At 71.4% G+C, this 18,718-nt stretch carries 16 protein-coding genes; 14 read left to right on the top strand and 2 right to left on the bottom strand.

The genetic code is table 11. The features are described from left to right. Positions 1-108 precede the first annotated feature (108 nt). Together ACH4U8_RS16595 and ACH4U8_RS16600 are read left to right on the top strand one after the other, a co-directional pair. Positions 109-1,836: an ABC transporter ATP-binding protein gene (locus ACH4U8_RS16595; RefSeq protein WP_360304517.1), complete on the top strand. Its 1,728-nt coding sequence runs from the start codon at positions 109-111 to the stop codon at positions 1,834-1,836. Continuing rightward, complete coding sequence (locus ACH4U8_RS16600) at positions 1,833-3,572, top strand: ABC transporter ATP-binding protein (RefSeq protein ID WP_395778501.1); 1,740 nt, start codon at positions 1,833-1,835, stop codon at positions 3,570-3,572. The genes ACH4U8_RS16595 and ACH4U8_RS16600 overlap by 4 nt, the downstream gene beginning before the upstream one ends. A gap of 370 nt (positions 3,573-3,942) precedes the next feature. Here ACH4U8_RS16600 and ACH4U8_RS16605 read toward each other — a convergent pair whose 3' ends face one another. Next, complete coding sequence (locus ACH4U8_RS16605) at positions 3,943-5,496, bottom strand: fatty acyl-CoA synthetase (RefSeq protein WP_395778503.1); 1,554 nt, start codon at positions 5,494-5,496, stop codon at positions 3,943-3,945. A 127-nt stretch (positions 5,497-5,623) separates the two neighbouring features. On the opposite strand from ACH4U8_RS16605, the gene ACH4U8_RS16610 reads away from it, so the two are divergent. The 3 genes from ACH4U8_RS16610 to ACH4U8_RS16620 all read left to right on the top strand — a co-directional run bounded on the left by ACH4U8_RS16610 (position 5,624) and on the right by ACH4U8_RS16620 (position 8,767). Beyond that, complete coding sequence (locus ACH4U8_RS16610; RefSeq protein ID WP_395778505.1) at positions 5,624-6,886, top strand: glutamate-5-semialdehyde dehydrogenase; 1,263 nt, start codon at positions 5,624-5,626, stop codon at positions 6,884-6,886. Between the two features lie 199 nt (positions 6,887-7,085). Beyond that, positions 7,086-7,655, top strand: coding sequence for a hypothetical protein (locus tag ACH4U8_RS16615; protein WP_360304524.1), 570 nt, complete (start codon positions 7,086-7,088; stop codon positions 7,653-7,655). Positions 7,656-7,717: 62 nt separating this feature from the next. Further along, positions 7,718-8,767, top strand: coding sequence for a hypothetical protein (locus ACH4U8_RS16620; protein WP_395778507.1), 1,050 nt, complete (start codon positions 7,718-7,720; stop codon positions 8,765-8,767). Positions 8,768-8,773: 6 nt separating this feature from the next. Here the strand turns inward: ACH4U8_RS16620 and ACH4U8_RS16625 are convergent, their stop codons facing one another. Continuing rightward, positions 8,774-9,835: a M48 family metallopeptidase gene (locus tag ACH4U8_RS16625; protein ID WP_360304528.1), complete on the bottom strand. Its 1,062-nt coding sequence runs from the start codon at positions 9,833-9,835 to the stop codon at positions 8,774-8,776. A gap of 159 nt (positions 9,836-9,994) precedes the next feature. Here ACH4U8_RS16625 and ACH4U8_RS16630 point away from each other — a divergent pair, with 159 nt between their 5' ends. The 9 genes from ACH4U8_RS16630 (at position 9,995) to ACH4U8_RS16670 (ending at position 18,664) form a co-directional block, all read left to right on the top strand. Continuing rightward, the gene (locus ACH4U8_RS16630) at positions 9,995-10,144 is read left to right on the top strand and encodes a hypothetical protein (RefSeq protein ID WP_360304530.1); all 150 of its coding nucleotides are present in this window, start codon (positions 9,995-9,997) and stop codon (positions 10,142-10,144) included. A gap of 140 nt (positions 10,145-10,284) precedes the next feature. Further along, positions 10,285-11,514 carry a TerD family protein gene (locus tag ACH4U8_RS16635; RefSeq protein ID WP_395778508.1) on the top strand — a complete coding sequence of 410 codons (1,230 nt, stop codon included), beginning with the start codon at positions 10,285-10,287 and terminating at the stop codon, positions 11,512-11,514. 72 nt (positions 11,515-11,586) lie between these two features. Then, positions 11,587-12,882: an extracellular solute-binding protein gene (locus ACH4U8_RS16640; protein ID WP_395778510.1), complete on the top strand. Its 1,296-nt coding sequence runs from the start codon at positions 11,587-11,589 to the stop codon at positions 12,880-12,882. Further along, a complete protein-coding gene (locus ACH4U8_RS16645; protein ID WP_395778512.1) occupies positions 12,879-13,826 on the top strand; it encodes a carbohydrate ABC transporter permease in 948 nt (315 codons plus the stop codon). Before ACH4U8_RS16640 ends, ACH4U8_RS16645 begins: the two co-directional genes overlap by 4 nt. Beyond that, positions 13,823-14,656, top strand: coding sequence for a carbohydrate ABC transporter permease (locus ACH4U8_RS16650; RefSeq protein WP_360304538.1), 834 nt, complete (start codon positions 13,823-13,825; stop codon positions 14,654-14,656). The genes ACH4U8_RS16645 and ACH4U8_RS16650 overlap by 4 nt, the downstream gene beginning before the upstream one ends. Positions 14,657-14,699: 43 nt before the next feature. After that, a complete protein-coding gene (gene nadD / locus ACH4U8_RS16655) occupies positions 14,700-15,302 on the top strand; it encodes a nicotinate-nucleotide adenylyltransferase (RefSeq protein WP_355544154.1) in 603 nt (200 codons plus the stop codon). Next, positions 15,299-17,413, top strand: a complete 2,115-nt coding sequence (locus tag ACH4U8_RS16660) for a LytR C-terminal domain-containing protein (RefSeq protein WP_395778514.1) — start codon at positions 15,299-15,301, stop codon at positions 17,411-17,413. Before nadD ends, ACH4U8_RS16660 begins: the two co-directional genes overlap by 4 nt. Before the next feature lie 199 nt (positions 17,414-17,612). Next, on the top strand, positions 17,613-18,026 hold the full coding sequence (gene rsfS, locus ACH4U8_RS16665) for a ribosome silencing factor (RefSeq protein WP_360304542.1): 414 nt from the start codon (positions 17,613-17,615) through the stop codon (positions 18,024-18,026). Then, positions 18,023-18,664 (top strand): histidine phosphatase family protein, encoded by a 642-nt coding sequence (locus ACH4U8_RS16670; protein WP_360305441.1) that lies wholly within the window; start codon positions 18,023-18,025, stop codon positions 18,662-18,664. The genes rsfS and ACH4U8_RS16670 overlap by 4 nt, the downstream gene beginning before the upstream one ends. Positions 18,665-18,718 lie beyond the last annotated feature (54 nt).

Consider the following 18,718-nt stretch of genomic DNA (forward strand, 5'->3'; position numbering starts at 1 on the left):
GCCGGGCGGTGTGCCCGGGCGGGTCGAACGGGCGGGGTCGAACGGCGGCCGGGCGCGGGCGAATAATGCGTGGCCCGAAAAACTCTCGCGCGTTAGCGTCGCAGGACAATGCGTACGTTTCCCGTCGCCGACCCCGGCGATCCCGATATCCGGTCGGCGGGCCGATACCTGATCTGGCTCGCCGTTCGTTGTCGCCGGACCATCTGTATGGGCATCCTGTGGGCGTCCGTGTGGATGGTCGCCCAGGCGTTGATGCCCGCCGCGGTCGGCCGCGCGATCGACGCGATCGAAGCACGCGACGAGCAGGCGCTGTTCGGGTGGTCGGGCGCGCTGTTGGGGCTCGCCGTGCTGATCGGCTTCACCGGGATCATGCGCCACCGCAACGCGGTCGCCAACTTCCTGGACGGCGCGTTTCGCACGATCCAACTGGTCACCCGACACGCCTCCCGACTCGGTGCCGCCCTCCAACACCGGATCGCCACCGGCGAGGTGGTCGGGGTGGGCACCTCGGACGTGGACGCGATCGGCTCGGTGCTCGACATCACCGCCCGCGGTTCCGCGTCGGTGGTCACGCTCGTCGTGGTCGCGGTGGTGCTGCTGAACATGTCGGTGCCGCTGGGCCTGCTCGTACTGATCGGCGTGCCACTGCTGATGGGCCTGGTCTCGCTGCTGCTGCGGCCGCTGCACCGACGCCAGAACGCCTATCGCGACCTGCAGGCCGGGCTGGCCGATCGGGCCGTGGACATCGCATCCGGTCTGCGGGTGCTGCGCGGGATCGGCGGCGAGCGCACGTTCGGCGCCCGCTATCGACGCGAGTCGCAACAACTGCGGGTGGCCGGCGTACGCACCGCCCGGATCGAATCCCTTTTGGAGGCCGCGCAGTTCCTGGTGCCCGGCTTCTTCATCGCGTTCGGCACCTGGTTGGCCGCCCGGTTCGCCCTGGACGGTCGGTTGACGGTCGGTCAGATGGTGTCCTTCTACGGCTACGCGGCGTTCCTGACGGTGCCGCTCTCCACCATCACCGAGTTCGCCGACCGGATCGTGCGCGGGCATGTCGCGGCCCGGCGGGTGACGCGGGTGCTCGCCCTGGAACCGGGTGTGCCGGACCCCGCCGCGCCGGTCGCCTGGCCGCCGCCGGGAGATCTGGTGGATCGGCGTTCGGGCCTGCTGGTCCGACCCGGTGCGCTGCTCGGCGTCGCGTGCGAAGACCCGCAGGACGCACCGGCGTTGGCCGATCGGCTCGGTCGCTACGAGGAGGCCGACGTGCTCTATGCCGACGTGCCGCTCGCCGACCTGGCGCTCGCCGACGTGCGGGCGCGGATCCTGGTCGGGCACCACGACGCCGGGCTGTTCGCCGGGCCGCTGCGCCGCGAACTGACGCCGGGCGACGGCGGATCGGGTGATCTGGCCACGGCGGTCGAGGTGGCCTGCGCCGACGACGTGATCGATGCGCTGGACGCGGGACTGGACAGCGAGATCGCGGCGCGCGGCCGGGAGTTCTCCGGCGGTCAGGTGCAACGTCTGCGACTGGTACGGGCGTTGGTGGCCGACCCGCAGACGCTGGTATTGATCGAACCCACCAGCGCGGTGGACGCGCACACCGAGGCGCGGATAGCCGCCCGGCTCGCCGCGCACCGCCGGGGCCGGACCACGGTGGTGGCCACCACGAGTCCGCTCGTGCTGGACACGATGGACGAGGTCGCCTACGTCGAGGACGGCAAGGTGATGGCGGTCGGGCCGCACCGCGAACTGTTGGCGACCGAGCCTCGGTACGCGGCGTTGGTCACCCGGGTCGACGAGGACGAGGACGACGAGAAAGAGGAGGAGGACGCGTGAGCGCGCGGGAACTGCTCCCGATCGCGCCGGCCGCCGAGGTCGGCAGGCACGCCGTACGGCTGTTGCGCGAGCGGCGGCGCGATCTGATTCTGACCGTGCTGTTCTACGCGCTCGCCGCGGTGGCCGGTCTGGTCGCGCCGCGGTTGCTCGGGGTGTTGATCGAGAAGGTCCGCGCGGACAGCCCGACCCGCACGATCGACCTGCTCGGACTGGGCATCGCCGGCGCGCTGTTGCTACAGGCGCTGATCGTGCGGCAGGCCGCGGTGGCCGCCGCGCGGTTGGGCGAGGGGCTGCTCGCGCAGGTCCGCGAGGAGTTCGTGGACCGGATCCTGGACCTGCCGCTGTCCACGGTCGAGCGGGCCGGCTCCGGCGACCTGCTCGGGCGGGCGAACCGCGATGTGGCCGCGATGTCCCGGTCGGCCCGGCGGGCGGTGCCGTCCGTGCTGGTCGCGGCGGTGACGATCGTGCTCACCTTCGCGGGGCTGCTGCTGCTCAATCCGCTGCTCGCGCTGCCGTTGTTGATCACGCTGCCGCTGTTGGTGCCGGTCACCTACTGGTACCTTCGCCGCGCGCCGGCCGGCTACCTGCGCGAGAACGCGGCGTGGGCGCAGGTGACCGACTCGCTCGCGGAGACGGTCGAGGGGGCGCGCACGGTCGAGGCGCTGCGGCTGGCCGACCGGCGCCGGCGGCGGGGCGACGAGGACGTCAGGCAGGCGTACGCGGCCGAGCGGTACACGCTGTGGCTGCGCACGATCTGGTTTCCGTCGGTGGACTTCGGCTACATGTTGCCGGTGGTGGCGACCACGGGGTTCGGTGGCTGGGCGTATCTGCACGGCTGGGCCTCGCTCGGCGAGGTGGCGACGGCCGTGTTGTACGTGCAGTTGATCATCGGCCCGATGGACGAGTTGTTGAACTGGCTGGACGAGGTGCAGATCTCGGCGGCCTCGCTGGCCCGGTTGCTGGGGGTGGCCGATGTGCCCTCCGATCGCGAACCGACCGACGCCGTGCCGGTGGACGAGACGTTGACCGTGCGCGACGTGCGGTTCGCCTATGCGGCGGGCAGGGAGGTGCTGCACGGCATCGACCTGACGATTCGGCCGGGGGAGCGGATCGCGGTGGTGGGGCCCAGTGGGGCCGGGAAGTCCACGCTGGGGCGGCTGTTGGCCGGGGTCAACGCACCCACCTCGGGGAGCGTGTCGGTGGGTGGGGTGCCGCTGGTCGGGTTGCCGCTGGACGAACTGCGGGGCCGGGTCGCGTTGGTGACGCAGGAGCACCACGTCTTCCGGGGCACGTTGCGGGACAACCTGCTGCTGGCGCGGGAGCACGCCTCCGACGAGGAGGTGCTGGACGCGTTGCGGGCGGTCGACGCGGACTGGGTGGCGACGTTGCCTGCCGGCGTGGATACCGAAGTGGGGCCCAAGGGGCACGAGTTGACCGCACCGCAGGCGCAGCAGCTCGCGTTGGCGCGGTTGGTGTTGGCCGATCCGCACACGCTCGTGCTGGATGAGGCGACGTCGTTGATCGATCCTCGGGCGGCTCGGCATCTGGAGCGGTCGTTGGGGGCGGTGATTTCGGGGCGGACGGTGGTGGCGATCGCGCATCGGTTGTATACGGCGCATGATGCGGATCGGGTTGCGGTGGTGGAGGGTGGGCGGATTACCGAGTTGGGGAGTCATCGGGAGTTGATTGCGGCTTCCGGTGCGTATGCTGCGCTTTGGCGGTCTTGGCATGGGTGAGCCGGGTTTTTGGCCTCATGCGCCGGCCGGGCTGGTTCGCCTCATGCGCCGGCGGGGCTGATTTGGCCTCATGCGCCGGCCGGGCTGGTTCGCCTCAAGCGCCGGCGAGGCTGAGTGGCCTCAAGCGCCGGCCGGGCTGAGTGGCCTCAAACGCCGGCCGGGCTGATTCGCCTCATGCGCCGGCGAGGCTGATTTGGCGTCGAGTGCCGGCCGGGCTGAGTGGCCTCAAGCGCCGGCCGGGCTGATTCGTCTGCGCTGGCGAGGCTGGGTTCGCCTCAAGCGCCGGCGGGGCTGGGTGGCCTCGAGTGCCGGCCGGGCTGAGTGGTCTCATGCGTCGGCCGGGCTGGGTGGCTTTCGAGTGTCGGTTGGGCTATTCGGGGGTTTGGGTTGCCAGGGAGTTGTGTTCGGTTCGGAGTTGGCGTTTGAGGATTTTGCCGCTTGGGTTTTTGGGGAGGGCGGTGGTGAGGATTACGTATTTGGGGACTTTGAAGGCTGCCAGGTGGGATCGGCAGTGTTGGATGAGTTGGTCCGGGGTGATGGTTTGGCCGGGTTTGGGGACCACCACCGCGGTGACGGCTTCTATCCAGTAGGGGTGGGGGATGCCGAAGACGGCGGCTTCGGCTACGGCGGGGTGGGTGTGGATGACCTCTTCGACCTCGCGGCCGGCGACGTTTTCGCCGCCGGTTTTGACCATGTCCTTTTTGCGGTCGACGACGGTGAGATAGCCCTCCTCGTCGAGCACGCCGAGGTCGCCGCTGTGGAACCAGCCGCCTCGGAACGCCTCGGCGGTGCGCTCCGGGTCGTTCCAGTAGCCGAGCATGGTGTGCGGGCCTCGGTGCACGATCTCGCCGACCTCGCCGGCCGGCACCGGGCGGTCCTGCTCGTCGACCACGGCGGTTTGCACGTTCAGCCCCGCGCGGCCGGCCGAACCGGCCTTTCGCTCCTGGTCGTCCGGGCCCAGGATGGTGGCGACCGGCGACATCTCGGTCTGGCCGTAGAAGTTGTACAGCCGCAACTGCGGGAGTCGGCGGCGTAGTTCGGCCAGCACCTCGACCGGCATCGCGGCCGCTCCGTAGTAGCCCTTGCGCAGACTGGACAGGTCCCGGGTGTCGAAGTCGGGGTGGCGCAGCAGGGCGATCCAGACGGTCGGTGGGCAGAAGAGTTTGGTGACTCGTTCGCGCTCGACCGTGGCGAGCACCGCGGCCGGGTCCGGGGCGGGCAGGATGATCGAGGTCGCGCCGAGGTAGACGTCCGGCGTCAGGAAGCAGTGGAGCTGCGCGCAGTGGTAGAGGGGCAGCGCGTGGATCTCGATGTCGTCGGCCGCCATGCCGCCGTCGATGATCGCGGTGGCGTACTGCGCGATCAGGTTGCGGCTGGTCATCACCGCGCCCTTGGGCCGGGACTCGGTGCCCGAGGTGTACATGAGCTGCACCGGGTCGTCGTCGTCCAGGTCGAGATCGGGCACCGGGCCGCCCTCGGCGAGCAGCGTCGCGAACGGCTCCCAGCCCGGCGCGGCCGGGCCGAACACCACGCGCAGCGCCTCGCGGCCGGCCAACGCGGCGTCGGCGGTGTCGGTCAGCTCCGGGCCGGCCAGCACGGCGCGGGCGCCCGCGTGCTCCAGGACGTAGCCCACCTCGGGCGGGGTCAGCATGAAGTTGACCGGGACGGAGACCGCGCCGAGCCGGGCCAGCGCGAAGTAGGCCACCGCGAAGCCGTGCGAATTGCGGGAGAGCAATACGACCCGATCGCCCTTGCCGATGCCGCGCGCGGCGAGCGCACCGGCGGCGGCCGAGACGGTGTCGTCGAACTCGGCGAAGGTCTGCCGCAGCTCGCCCGCCACGATCGCGAGCCGGTTCGGCAACCGGGCGGCGGTGCGCGCGAGCAGGTCGGCGACGCCGTGCCGGCGGGCCTGTACAGCGGTCACGGATGGCTCCTTGCCTCTGTGCAGCACATGGAGGCGTCATTGTGTCCGGCACGGCGGCCGGGCGGAAGCGTCTCGACCGCTGAAATCCTCGTGTTGATCATCGGCGGGCGTAGGTAGGCTTGCCGGCATGACCAGCAGCGAAGCCTCCGCAGTCCTCGACACCGCCCGTCGCGCCCGGGAGGCCGCCGCCGTCCTCGCGCCACTGACCCGCCGGGCCAAGGACGACGCGCTGCTCGCGCTCGCCGACGCGCTGGTGGCTCGTTCGGCCGAGATCGTGGTCGCCAATGCCGAGGACGTCGAGCGGGCCCGGGCCGACGGCACCGGCGAGGCGATGATCGACCGGCTGACCCTGACCGACGAGCGGATCGCCGCGATCGCCTCGGACGTGCGCGACGTGGTCGGTCTGCCCGACCCGGTCGGCGAGGTGTTGCGCGGCTCGACCCTGCCCAACGGTCTGGAACTGCGCCAGGTGCGGGTGCCGCTCGGCGTGGTCGGGATCATCTACGAGGCTCGTCCCAACGTCACCGTGGACGGTGCCGCGCTGTGCCTGAAGTCGGGCAACGCGGTGCTGCTGCGCGGCTCCTCGTCCGCCTACCGCTCGAACACCGCGATCGTCGCGGTGATGCGCGACGCGATCGTCGCGGCCGGCCTGCCCGCCGACGCGATCCAACTGGTGCCGGGCGAGACGCACGACTCGGTGAAGGAGCTGATGACCGCGCGCGGCCTGGTGGACGTGCTGATCCCGCGCGGCGGCGCCGGCCTGATCCGCACCGTGGTCGAGGGCTCGACCGTGCCGGTGATCGAGACCGGTGTCGGCAACTGCCACGTCTACGTGGACGCGCACACCGACCTGGAGATGGCGGTGAACATCCTGGTCAACTCCAAGGCGCACCGGGTCAGCGTGTGCAACGCGGCCGAGACGCTGCTGGTGCACCGGGACGTGGCGGACGCCTTCGTGCCGCTCGCGCTGGCCGCGCTGAAGGACGCCGGGGTGACCGTGCACGGCGACACCGCGGTGCAGGCGTTCTCGGCCGACGTGGTGCCCGCCACCGATGCCGACTGGGACACCGAATACCTCTCCTACGACATCGCCGCCGCCGTGGTGCCCTCGCTGCACGACGCGGTCGCGCACATCCGTCGACACAGCTCCGGCCACACCGAGGCGATCGTGACCACGTCGCAGGCCGCGGCCCGCGAGTTCGTCAGCCTGGTCGACTCGACCGCCGTGATGGTCAACGCGTCGACGCGGTTCACCGACGGCGGCCAGTTCGGCTTCGGTGCGGAGATCGGCATCTCGACGCAGAAGCTGCACGCGCGCGGGCCGATGGGTCTGCCCGAGCTGACCAGCACGAAGTACGTGGTCACCGGCGACGGTCACGTGCGCCCCTGACCCGGGAGCGAGGGGCCGCGGATCGGCCCGGATCGTGCTCGGCGACGCGACCGGTGCGATGAATCGGTACCCATCCGGGCGCCTGCGGTAATACTGTCTAGGAGTGCCCGAATCACCAGGGCCAGAGTTCCCGGACGGCCCAGACTTTCCCGAGTTCTCGGAGGATGAGCTCTCCTCCGTCGTTTTCGACGAGTCGTTCGTGCGCGCCGCTCGCGTGCACGAGCCCTCGGCGAACGAGCGTGGTGCGGCGATCGATCATGCGCCGACGCCCACCCCGGCCGCGCCCGAGCGGACCGACAAGCAGGCCGAACAGGCCGATCGCTCCGACTGGTTCGACGACGGGACGTATCCGGCGGACGGCGAGGACCCGTGGCGGGCCCGGACCGGGTCCGGCCACGACTCGACCCCGATGTCGGCGGACGTGCCGACCTGGTTCGCGAGCGAGCCGTGGACCCGATCGACCCGGTCCACCCGCTGGCGGCGCGGAACGGCCTGGGTGCTGGCGCTGCTGATGGGCGTCGGTGTGGTCGCGATCGCGGTGACCGCGTTCTATCGCAGCGGATCCACCCAGGGACCCACCACGCCCCGACAACCCTCGGTGGGGACGGGGCGGAGCGCGACGACCGACAACAACCCGGTGTTCGCGCCGCTCCCGGGGCAGGACACGTCCCAGGTGCGGATCACCGTCCCGCCGGGGGACTCCCGCGCGACGGACCGGTCCGTGCCGGTCGCGTCGTTGCCCGGGTCGGCGCGTTCGGGGCCCGGCTGACCGTCGGCAACCCCTGCTCCGGGTGCATATCCACCTGCTCGCGGGCGACTTAAGCTGAGTCCATGTCCGGACGGGGAGTGCCCCCCGAAGGCCCGAACCGGGGTGGGCCCGACGGCGAGGACGAGTTCAACGCCGTCGTATTCGACGCGACCTTCGTGCGCGCGGCGGGGCTGCACGAGCCCTCGGCGCGGGAACGGCTGCACGAAGGCAAACGCCCGCACCCGCAGCGTCGGGTGTTCGGCGTGCGGGTGCGCACGCTGCGCGGCGTGCTGGGCGCGTTACTCGTACTGCTGGTGATCGCCAGCGCGAGTTTTCTGGGCGCGCGGCGGGCCGCCGCGCCCGCGCCGCGCCTGGTGATCGGCCCGGCGGTGCTGCACCGGGTCTCGCTGCTGCCACCGTCCGGCTATGCGACGGGGGCGCTGCCCGCCGATCCGATGGCGGGCGGTCCGGCCGCCGGCTGGGCCCAGGGTGCCGCCGGGATCGTCGTGGGCGAGCGCCGGGCGACCGCGCACTTCTCGGCCACCCAGGTCGGCCAAGCCCTGGATCTGGTGCGGGAGTTCGTGGTCGGCACCCAGCTCGACCCGGCCGTGCTCGCGGGCGGCCGGCCGTGGGCCGCGCTGCCGCTGTTGCGTTCGGAGCAGCGCGAGCAACTCGACGCGGCGCTGATCGCGCCACACGACGACGACACGTCGGCGCCCACCGGGTGGATCACCCGATTCGATCCGGCCTCGGTCAAGGTCCTGGAGGTGCCGATCAAGGTCGCGGGCACGCTCGTGGTCGCCGAGCACGCGCGCGCGGACCTCGTGGTCACCGCCGACGTGGTGTTCGTGTACGCGGTCGCCCAGGTCGGCGGGCCGGGCTGGACCCGGTTCGTGTTGCACCGGGTGTGGGACTTCCGTCTGGACCCGGCGATGGTGCACGACGGCCTGCTCCAGGTCCGCCGGATCCTGACCGCGGCCGGGCCGCAGGGGTGCGACGCGGACTCCTCGGCCTGGTTCCGGCCCGCGTTCACCGGCCCGGCGCCGAGCGACGCGCCGCCGGCGGCCGAGCAGGTGGATCCGTTCCGCTCGGCCCCGACCGGCACGTGTGCCCGACTGGCGGGCTCGCCCTGACGACGGTCAGCCGCCGCCGTTGTTCGTCGGGGTCGCGCCCGGTTCGTCGCGGCGCCCGGTGAACTTGTCGCGCAGCTTGCCGCCCGCGTCCGCCGCGCCGTCGGCGAGGTCGCGGAGCAGCCCGAACAGCGGGTCCGTGGTGGTGCGCACCGAATCGCGGTAGGCGCCCGCCGACGCCTTGGCCTCCTCGCGCACCGACGCGTTCGGGTCGTCCTCGCGGCGCGGATACTCGCCCGCGACGATCCGGGTGTACTCCCCGCCGTCCGCCCACTTGCGCAGTTCGGCCACCCGGACCACCGGGAACGGGTGCGAGCGGCCGAGCAGGTTCATCAACTTGAGCACGCTGTCGCGCAGATCGCCGGCGCCCTCGTACTCGGCGGCCTGCTCCAGGAACGCGTCCGTGCTCATCTCGTGCAACTGCGAGCCGCCCGCGACCTTCATCAACGCGCGCATCGACACCTCGGGGTCCTGCCCGACCAGCAGGCCCGCCCGGTCGCAGGACAGTTCCGACTTGCGGAACCACTCCTGCAACGCGGTGATGATCGCGTGCACGCCCAGCGTGCCGAGCGGGATCCCGGACAGCGCGGAGGCGAACCGGGTCAGGATCAACAACATGGTGCGGTAGACCGCGTGCCCGGACAGGATGTGCCCGGTCTCGTGCCCGATCACCGTGCGCATCTCGTCGTCGTCGAGCAACTCGACCAGGCCCGAAGTGACCACGATGAACGGCTTGTCCATGCCGATCGCCATCGCGTTGGGCTGCGGGTCCATGCTGACGTACAACTCGGGCACGGTGGGCAGGTCCAGGATGTACGCGGACTCGCGGACCATCTCGTGCAACCGGCGGAACTGCTGCTCGCCCGCGCGCACCGAGCCCGCGAGGAAGGCGAGCCGGATGGCCCGCTCGGACACCATGCCCGACATCTGCTTGAGCACCGTGTCGAACCCGCTGAGGCGGCGCATCGCCACCAGCGCGGTGCGGTCGGCGGGATGTTCGTACGCCCGGGAGGAGATCCCGGGGAATCGCCTGCGCCCCTCGAAGGTCCCGATCGTCTTGTCGTCCGGCATGCCGTGCCCCCTTGCCTCGACCAATCTGCCCCCACACTAGGCGCGTCCGCCGCCCGCGGCCGAGGGTCGTCCCCGGAACCTGGCCGCGCGACTCGCCGTGCGCGCCCGTACGATGTCGTGCGCACACGTCGGCAAACACTACGCAAGGGCTGACCACGGATGACCCAGCACGCGACGACCGTCCTCACCACGCTGGCCAACGAGAGCGGCAAGCACGAAAACCTGAACCCGTTGGGCGCCGGCATCGGTGCGCTGGCCGTGCTCCTGCTCCTGCTGTTCGTGGTGACGCGGTTCAACAAGGACCGCTGAGCACCCGTTGCCGAAGCCGGGCGTGGGCGTCCGGTGGTCGGATTTCCTTCCGTGATCGCCGGGCCGGCGCTTTGCCGTCCCGGCACTTCGTCGTGCGCGTTAAGGTGACGCCAGACCAGGGGTGGCCGGGGGAGGACGCGATGCGCACATTCGCCATGGGCGAGAAGACGAGGCTGGACGACTCGGCCATCAGGGTGGAGTTCGAGGTGTCGGGCGAGGGCCTGGCCGCGTACTGCTTCAGCCTGGGCGCGGCGGACCCGGACGTGGTCTGTACGGCCCGGCCGGCGTCGCTGACCAGCGCGGTCGCGCTGGTGGCCGGCGGCACCGGCACCGCCGAGTTCCACGTGGACCTGGCCGCGGTGGACGACCTGGTGGATCGCCTGGTGTTCGCGGTCGGCGCGCAGGCGCCCGGATTCGGCGCCGGGTCGCTGATCCGCCTGCTGGGCGCCGACGGCGAGATCGGCCGCTTCGTACTGCCGGTGGCGGAACTGACTCGCGAACGCGCGCTGATCCTGGCCGAGGTCTATCGGCGGGACGGCTGGCGGTTCGGCGCGGTGGGACAGGGCTACGAGGCGGGCGTGGACGAATTGGTGCGCGATCTGGGCGGGGACCCCGAACAGACGCTGATCGTCGCGGCGATGCCGGCCGACGCGGAGCCGACGCGAGCGACGCCGGACCCGGTCGACTCGGCCGCGCCGGAGGCGAAGCCGGAGTCCGTGCCGGAGCCGGAGCCGGAGCCGGAGTCCGCGCCGCAGCCGGAGCCCGAGCCGGAGCCGGAGTCCGCGCCCGAGCCGTCGCCCGCCCGCGCTCCCGCCGCCGTCGAGGAACCACCCGCCCCGGTGTACGAAGGTCGCGGCGACAGGGTCCTTTCGATCGACCGCCCGGTCGGATCCGGCCCCTTCCTGGTCGAGTTGGAAGGACGCGGCACCGAGAACTTCGTGGTGTGGACGCTGAACGCGGAACTGGAGACGGACAAGCTGCTCGCCAACGCGATCGGCGCGTACCGAGGCCGCGCCCTGGTGGACGAGCGCGGCGGCCACACCTCGCGCCTGAAGATCGAGGCCGACGGCGAGTGGACCGTGCGGCTGCTCGCTCCCGACGCGGCCCGGGTGTTGACCGACCGGCTGGCCGGCAGCGGCCCGGAGACGGTGCGCTGGACCGGCCCGCGCACGGTGCTCGCGATGACCCACCGGGGCGACAGCAACTTCATCGTCGGCACCTTCGCCGAACACGGCACGGAGGATGCCTACCTGGGCACCCTGGCCAACACGATCGGCGACTACGAGGGCGAGTCGATCCTGCCCAAGGGCCCGTGCCTGATCGAACTCGAAGCCGACGGCGACTGGTCGCTGACCGCGGACGGCGGCTGAACCCCGCGTCGACACGCCACCATTCGGGGGTAAATAGAGCGACGAGAGCGGTTTGCTTGATCTGCTGACCCGGTGAACCACATCCTGCGGCGCTGCGGACTCCGGGCCGTCGCGCTCGCATTGGTGGCCTCCACGGTCGGATGCGGGGGCGGTGGTTCGGGCCCACCGGTGCTCAACTGGTACGCGCCGCCGGACAACGGGGCCTACCAAAAGCTCGCCGACCGGTGCAGCCGGGCGTCCGGCGGCGCCTATCGGGTCAAGGTCTCGGTGTTGCCCACCGACGCGTCCGGGCAGCGGGAGCAGTTGGTGCGGCGGCTGGCCGCCAAGGACTCCTCGATCGACGTGATGGCGCTCGACCCGGTCTACGTACCGGAGTTCGCCGAAGCGGGCTTCCTGCGCCCGTTCGAGCCGGCCGAGGCCGCGGCGCTCACCGAGGGCATGCTGAGCAGCGCGGTCGAGTCCTCGGGCTGGCGCAATCGACTGGTCGCCGCGCCGTTCCGGGCGAACACCCAACTCCTGTGGTACCGCAAGTCGGTGGCCGCCGCCGCCGGGCTCGACCCGAGCCGGCCGGTCGGCTGGGACGAGGTGATCGCCGCCGCCGAGAAGACGCACAAAACGGTGGCGGTGCCCGCCAAGCGCTACGAGGGCATCACCGTCTGGGTCAACGGCCTGGTCGCCGGCGCCGGCGGCGCGATCGTGCGGGACGTGGAAAAGGGCGTCGACCTCGAACCGACGCTCCAGGAGGGCGGTTCGGGCAAGCGGGCCGCCGAGATCATGCGCCGACTCGGCCGCTCCTCCGCCGCGCCGACCAATCTGGCCACCTCGATCGAGGACGACACCCGGACCACGTTCCAGTCCGACACGGGCGGCTTCATGATCAACTGGACGTACGCCCACGGCGCCGCGGCCGAGGCGGTGGCGGCCGGCCAACTCGGGCGCGAGGTGCTCGACGACTACGGCTGGGCGCGCTACCCGCGGACCGACCCCGGCAAGGCGTCCAGGCCGCCGTTCGGTGGCATCGCGCTGGGCGTCAGCAAGTACGGCGGACACAGCGCGGCGGCGGTGAGCGCGGTGCGCTGCGCGGGCACGCTGGAAAACCAGATCACCTACATGCTGGAGTCCAAGGAGACCACCGCCAAGGCCGCCGCCTACGACGATCCGCGCGTACGCGCGGCGTTGCCGATGGCCGACCTGATCAAGGAGTCGCTGGACCAGGCCGGCCCGCGCCCGCGCACCCCGTACTACAACGACGTCTCCGCGTCCGTGCAGCGCATCTACCACCCGCCTGCGGACGTGAACCCGGACACCGCCCCACGGGACACCGACGACCTGATCACCGGGGTCCTGCACGACAAGGTGCTGCTGTGAGCACGGTATCCACCGCCGACGCCGCACCCGGGCACCGAAAGCCCCGCGGGCACAAGCCCCGCAAGCAGCTCGATCACGCCCAGCGCATGCGGCGCACCGGCCTGCTGCTGTCCGCGCCCGCCGTGACGATCATGCTCCTGGTCGCGATCGCGCCGCTGGCCGACGCGGTTTGGCTCTCGCTCTTCCACAAGCGGCTGACCACCCCGGACGCGAACTCGTTCGCGGGCCTGTCCAACTACTGGGTGGTGCTCAAGGACCCGCTGTGGTGGACCGACGTGTGGACCACGCTGGCGCTGACCGTGGCCACCGTCTCGGTGGAGTTCGTGATCGGCTTCGGGCTCGCCTGGTTGATGCAGCGGGCGCTGTACCTGCGGCGCACCCTGCGCACGATCGTGCTGATCCCGTACGGCATCGTCACGGTCGTCTCCGCCTACGCGTGGCGCTACGCGTTCGACCCCTCCACCGGGTTCGTCAACGACTGGTTCGGCACCGACATCGCGTGGTTCGACCACCGCTGGTCGGCGCTGTTCGTGATCGCCCTCTCGGAGATCTGGAAGACCACGCCGTTCATGTCCCTGCTGCTGCTCGCCGGCCTCATCCAGGTCTCCCCGGACGTGCAGGAGGCGGCCCGGGTGGACGGCGCGGGGCCGTGGCAGCGGCTGACCAGGGTCACCATGCCGATCATGAAGCAGGCCATCCTGGTCGCGCTGCTGTTTCGCACGATGGACGCGTTCCGGATCTTCGACTCGGTGTTCGTGATGACCGGCGGAGCCAACAACACCGAGACGGTGTCCTTTCTGGCCTACCGACAACTCGTCAGCCGCACCGCGCTGGGGCTGGGCTCGGCGATCTCGGTGTTGTTGTTCGCGTGCGTGCTGCTGATCGCGTTCCTGTTCATCAAGCTCTTCCGTACCGACGTGAGCAAGCTCGGGAGTCCTTCGTGAGTCGGCCCAGCCCGGTCCGGGAGGGCGTTCGCGCCCTGGTCTGCGTGTTGGTGATCGCGATCACCGTGCTCCCGCTGGCCTGGATGGTGTCGCTGTCGTTCAAGGGCGGCGACGACATCAACAACGCGCAGTTCCTGCCGAAGACCTGGAGCTGGGACAACTATCGGACCGTGTTTCGGAACGACCTGTTCACCGACGCGCTGCGCAACTCGATCGGCATCTCGCTGATCGCCACGGTGATCGCGGTCGCCTGTGCGACCGGCACCGCGTACGCGATCGTGCGGATGGAGTTCCCGGGCAAGCGACTGATCCTGCTCGGCGCGCTGGCGATCGCGATGTTCCCGACCATCGCGGTGGTCGGTCCGCTGTTCGACATGTGGCGCAGCATCGGCCTGTTCGACACCTGGATCGGGCTGATCCTGCCGTATCTGTCCTTCACCATGCCGTTGTCGATCTGGACGCTGACCTCGTTCTTCAAGCAGATCCCGTGGGCCCTGGAGGACGCCGCGCGGATCGACGGCGCGTCCGCGTGGCAGGCGTTTCGCTACGTGATCGCGCCGATGGCGGTGCCCGCGGTGGTGACCACCGCGATCCTGGTGTTCTTCTTCGCGTGGAACGACTTCGTCTTCTCGGTGTCGCTGACCTCGACCAACAATTCGCGCACGGTGCCCGCCGCGCTGGCCTTCTTCACCGGTGCCTCGCAGTTCCAGCAGCCCACCGCCGCGATCGCCGCGGCGTCGGTCGTGGTGAGCATTCCGGTGGTCGTCCTGGTGCTGGTTTTCCAGAAGCGGATCGTCGCGGGCATCACCTCGGGCGCGGTCAAGGAGTAGGGACCGCGCGGTCCGGGAGCGCGGACCGATAGATTCTCGCGCCATGAGCGAGCGGAACAGACGTGTCGGTGTCATGGGCGGCACCTTCGATCCCATCCACCACGGACACCTCGTCGCCGCGAGCGAGGTGGCGGGCCAGTTCGGGCTCGACGAGGTGGTGTTCGTACCGACCGGGCGGCCGTGGCAGAAGTCCGCACAGGACGTGTCCTCGCCCGAGGACCGCTACCTGATGACGGTGATCGCCACCGCGTCCAACCCGACCTTCTCGGTGAGCCGGGTGGACATCGACCGCGAGGGCGAGACGTACACCCTCGACACCCTGCGCGACCTGCGCGAGTCCTCGCCCGAGGGGACCGAGATATTCTTCATCACCGGCGCCGACGCGCTGTCCCAGATCTTCTCCTGGCACAACGCGCACGAGATGTTCGAGCTCGCGCATTTCGTGGGTTGCACCCGTCCGGGGCACACTCTGTCCGACCCGGGTTTCCCGGACGGCGGCGTGAGCCTGGTGGAGGTCCCCGCACTGGCCATCTCGTCGACCGACATCCGTGCAAGGGTGGCCGGGGGTGATCCGGTCTGGTACCTGGTGCCGGACGGGGTCGTCCAATACATCAGCAAGCGGGGGCTGTACCGGGGAGCTTCGTGAGCAACGACGACCGGCGCGAGTGGGAGCCTTACGGCACCGAGCGAGGGGACGGCGGACAGGCGCAGGAGCCTTACGGCACCGAGCGAGGCGACGGCACGGCGGGGCAGCAGCCGGGATACGGCTCGTACGGTCCCGACGGCGGCTATCCGGGGTACGACGGGCAGCCGGCGCAGCCGGGTCCGGGTGGGCTCGACCCGGTGAGTTTCACCCCGCAACAGCAGTATCCGTACGACCCGAACGCCTACGGCCAGGGCGGCTACGACGTCACCGCGTACGACCCGAACGCCTATCCCTCCGGGGGCTATTCGTCGGGCGGCTACGACCGGAACGGGTACGACGCGGGCCAGGGCGCGGGGACGTACGACCCGAACGCGTACGGCGGTGCCGGGCAGGGCGGTTACGACACGACGGGGTACGCCGCCCCGGAGTACCCGCAGCAGGCGCCGGGCGGCTACCCGCAGGGCGGAGCCGGTTACCCGGATCCGCAACAGGGCGGGGCGACCGGCTACCCGGACCGGGAGCAGGGCTACCACGAACCGCAACAGCCCGCCGGATACTACGAGCAGCCGCCCGCGCCGCCGGTGGTGCCGGCGAGTCGGCCGACGCCCGGCGGGCCGCTTCCGGTCGGTCCGGATCCGGCCTCGACCGGCATCGCGGCGGGCTCGATCCCGGTCCGGCCGGCCGGCCCGACCCGATCCCCGCGGACCGAGCCGGCTTCGGCGTCGCCCTCCTCGGGTTCGGCCGAGGCCGGATCCCGATCCCGTGCGGGCGGCAAGTCCGGTGCGGGCGCGGGCAAGTCCGGGTCCCCGGCCGAGGACGGCCGGGTGCCGGGGCCGCGGGCGCGCCGGTCGGGAACCGGTCGACCGGGCCGACCCGGCTACGGTTCGGACGAGTTCGCGTTCGTCGACGACGAGAGCGAGCAGGCCGAGGACGTGATCGACTGGCTGTCCTTCGCCGAGACCCGCTCCGAGCGCCGGGACGAGAAGCGCCGGGCGATCCGGCAGCGGCTGATCGCGCTGGCGGTGGTGCTCGCGGTGGCCCTGCTCGGCGTCGGCGGCTACTTCGCCTGGGACACCTGGATGCGCGAGGAGAAGACGGTTGCCGCGCCGGGCAAGAACGGCGGCGTACTGGTGCAACTGCGCGCCAAGGACGGCCAGTCGTCGGCCAACGCGCTGCTCACCGTCGACCCGGCCAAGAACACCGCGTCGATGGTCAGCGTGTCCTCGGTCACCGTGGTCAACTCGGCCAACAACTCCTTCCCGCTCGGCCGGCTGATGGCCGACGAGGGCCCCGGCGCGTCCCGGGACGCGCTCTCCGACCTGCTCGGCGTCAAGCTGGACGGCTCGTGGGTGATCTCCGAACCGGTCCTGCAGGGGCTGGTCGACCTGACCGGCGGCATCCAGTTGAACGCCGACGTCGAGGTCAAGGGCCCGGACGGCAAGGTGCTGGTCGGCCAGGGCCGCAACCCGGCCAACGGCGCCGCGGCGCTGGCCTTCGCCACCTACAAGCAGCCCAACGAGGCGCCCTCGGTGACCGGCGATCGCTTCGGCCGGGTCCTCCAGGGCCTGCTGGCCGCGTTCCCGACCCAGTCGGACGCGATCCTGACGCTGCTCGCCAACATGGCCAACCTGCCCGACCCCTCGCTGCCGGACGACAAGCTCAGCGTGCTGCTGGCGAATCTGGCCAAGGCCACCCAGGCGAAGCAATTGCAGGTCCGCGCGCTCCCGGTCTCCCCGGACGGCGTGCTGGACGGCCCGGCGGCGGTGCCGATCGTGCGCGAGCTGCTCGGCGGCACGGTACGTCAGGGCAAGGTCGGCACCGGGCCGACCCGGGTGATGGTGGAGGACGCAAGCGGCCGGACCGGTGCCCAGGAGGACGCACACGCGCGGCTGCTCAACGCGGGCGTCACGTACGTCCCGGGCGGCGCCGGGGGCAAGCGCACCCAGCCGACGTCGACCGTGCAGTACGCCGACGACGCCCGCAAGGGCGACGCGGAACAGGTGGCGCTGACGTTGCGGCTGCCGGCGAGCGCGGTGAAGAAGGCCACCGGCGAGATGCTCGCCGACGTGGTGGTCACGCTCGGGCAGGACTACAACCCGGACAAGCCGTAGCCGAGGGTGCGGCCGGTCCCGACCATCGGTTCGGGGCCGGCCGCACCCGGTCGCGGCACCTCGCCGGCGGGTGGGTCCGGCGGCCGGCCGGTGCCCGTGCGCGTGCGGTCGGTGAACGCGCGAATAACGAGTGGCCGTCGGATGCCCCGTGTGTGAGACCCTGAACGGTAATCCCCTTGTCGTCCGCAGGAAGCGAATCGTGACCGCAACCCCCCACGCCCTGGAGCTCGCCACCGCGGCTGCCGTGGCATGTGCAGAGAAGCTCGCCACCGACGTCGTCGCCTACGACGTGAGCGAGGTCGTCACGATCACCGACGTGTTCGTGCTCGCCTCCGCGTCCAACGACCGCCAGGTCAAGGCGATCATGGACGAGGTCGAGGAAGCGTTGCGCGGCCTCGGCGCCAAGCCGGTCCGGCGCGAGGGCGAGCGCGAAGGGCGCTGGATCCTCCTCGACTACATCGACATCGTGGTGCACGTCCAGCACGCCGAGGAGCGGGCCTACTACTCGCTCGAGAAGTTGTGGAAGGACTGCCCGCGGATCGAGCTGCCGGACTCGGTGCGACTGGGCAACGAGCAGGCCAAGGCCGCGGAGGCGGCGGAGGGCGCGCTCTGAGCGGGAAGGGGCGCCGTGTCCTGCTGTGGCGGCACGGCCAGACCACGTGGAACGTCGAGCGGCGCTTCCAGGGCCAGACCGACATCCCGCTGACCGAGGCGGGCCTGGCCCAGGCCCGGCGCTCGGCCCGGCTGCTCGCGGCGCTGCGCCCGGACGCGATCGTGGCGTCCGATCTGACCCGCGCGGTGGACACGGCCGCCGAACTGGCCCGGCTGGTGGACGTCCCGGTCACCGTGGATTCCGCGCTGCGCGAGACGTACGCGGGCGAGTGGCAGGGGCTGACCAACCGGGAGATCGAGGAGACCTTCCCCGAGCAGTTCGCCGCCTGGCGGCGCGGCGAGCCGGTGCGGCGCGGCGGCGGCGAGCTGGAGAGCGAGGTCGCCGACCGGATGGCCGCGGCGATCGAGCTCTCGGTGGAGAAGTTGCCGCCGGACGGCATGCTCGTGGTCGTCTCGCACGGCGGCGCGATCCGCTGCGGACTGGGCGCGATGCTGGGCCTGCCCCGGGAGACCTGGGGCGCGCTGGGCGCGCTGTCCAACTGTTGCTGGTCGGTGCTGGGCCCGGGGGCGCGCGGGTGGCGACTGCTGGAGCACAACGCCGGCACGCTGCCCGAGCCGGTCATCGGCGACGACGACTGAACGGGCCGCGAACCGGCCGGTGAAGCCGACGGTCCCGGAGTCGAGGGCGCCCCG

The organism is Embleya sp. NPDC020886 (assembly GCF_044333915.1).
Lineage (GTDB): Bacteria > Actinomycetota > Actinomycetes > Streptomycetales > Streptomycetaceae > Embleya.

What these genes read in the sequence shown, in the direction of transcription:
- ACH4U8_RS16610 (WP_395778505.1), top strand. Translation starts at nt 5,624, where the DNA reads ATGACCAGCAGCGAAGCCTCCGCAGTCCTCGACACCGCCCGTCGCGCC.
- ACH4U8_RS16630 (WP_360304530.1), top strand. Translation starts at nt 9,995, where the DNA reads ATGACCCAGCACGCGACGACCGTCCTCACCACGCTGGCCAACGAGAGC.
- ACH4U8_RS16595 (WP_360304517.1), top strand. Translation starts at nt 109, where the DNA reads ATGCGTACGTTTCCCGTCGCCGACCCCGGCGATCCCGATATCCGGTCG.
- ACH4U8_RS16620 (WP_395778507.1), top strand. Translation starts at nt 7,718, where the DNA reads ATGTCCGGACGGGGAGTGCCCCCCGAAGGCCCGAACCGGGGTGGGCCC.
- nadD (WP_355544154.1), top strand. Translation starts at nt 14,700, where the DNA reads ATGAGCGAGCGGAACAGACGTGTCGGTGTCATGGGCGGCACCTTCGAT.
- ACH4U8_RS16635 (WP_395778508.1), top strand. Translation starts at nt 10,285, where the DNA reads ATGCGCACATTCGCCATGGGCGAGAAGACGAGGCTGGACGACTCGGCC.
- ACH4U8_RS16625 (WP_360304528.1), bottom strand. Translation starts at nt 9,835, where the DNA reads ATGCCGGACGACAAGACGATCGGGACCTTCGAGGGGCGCAGGCGATTC.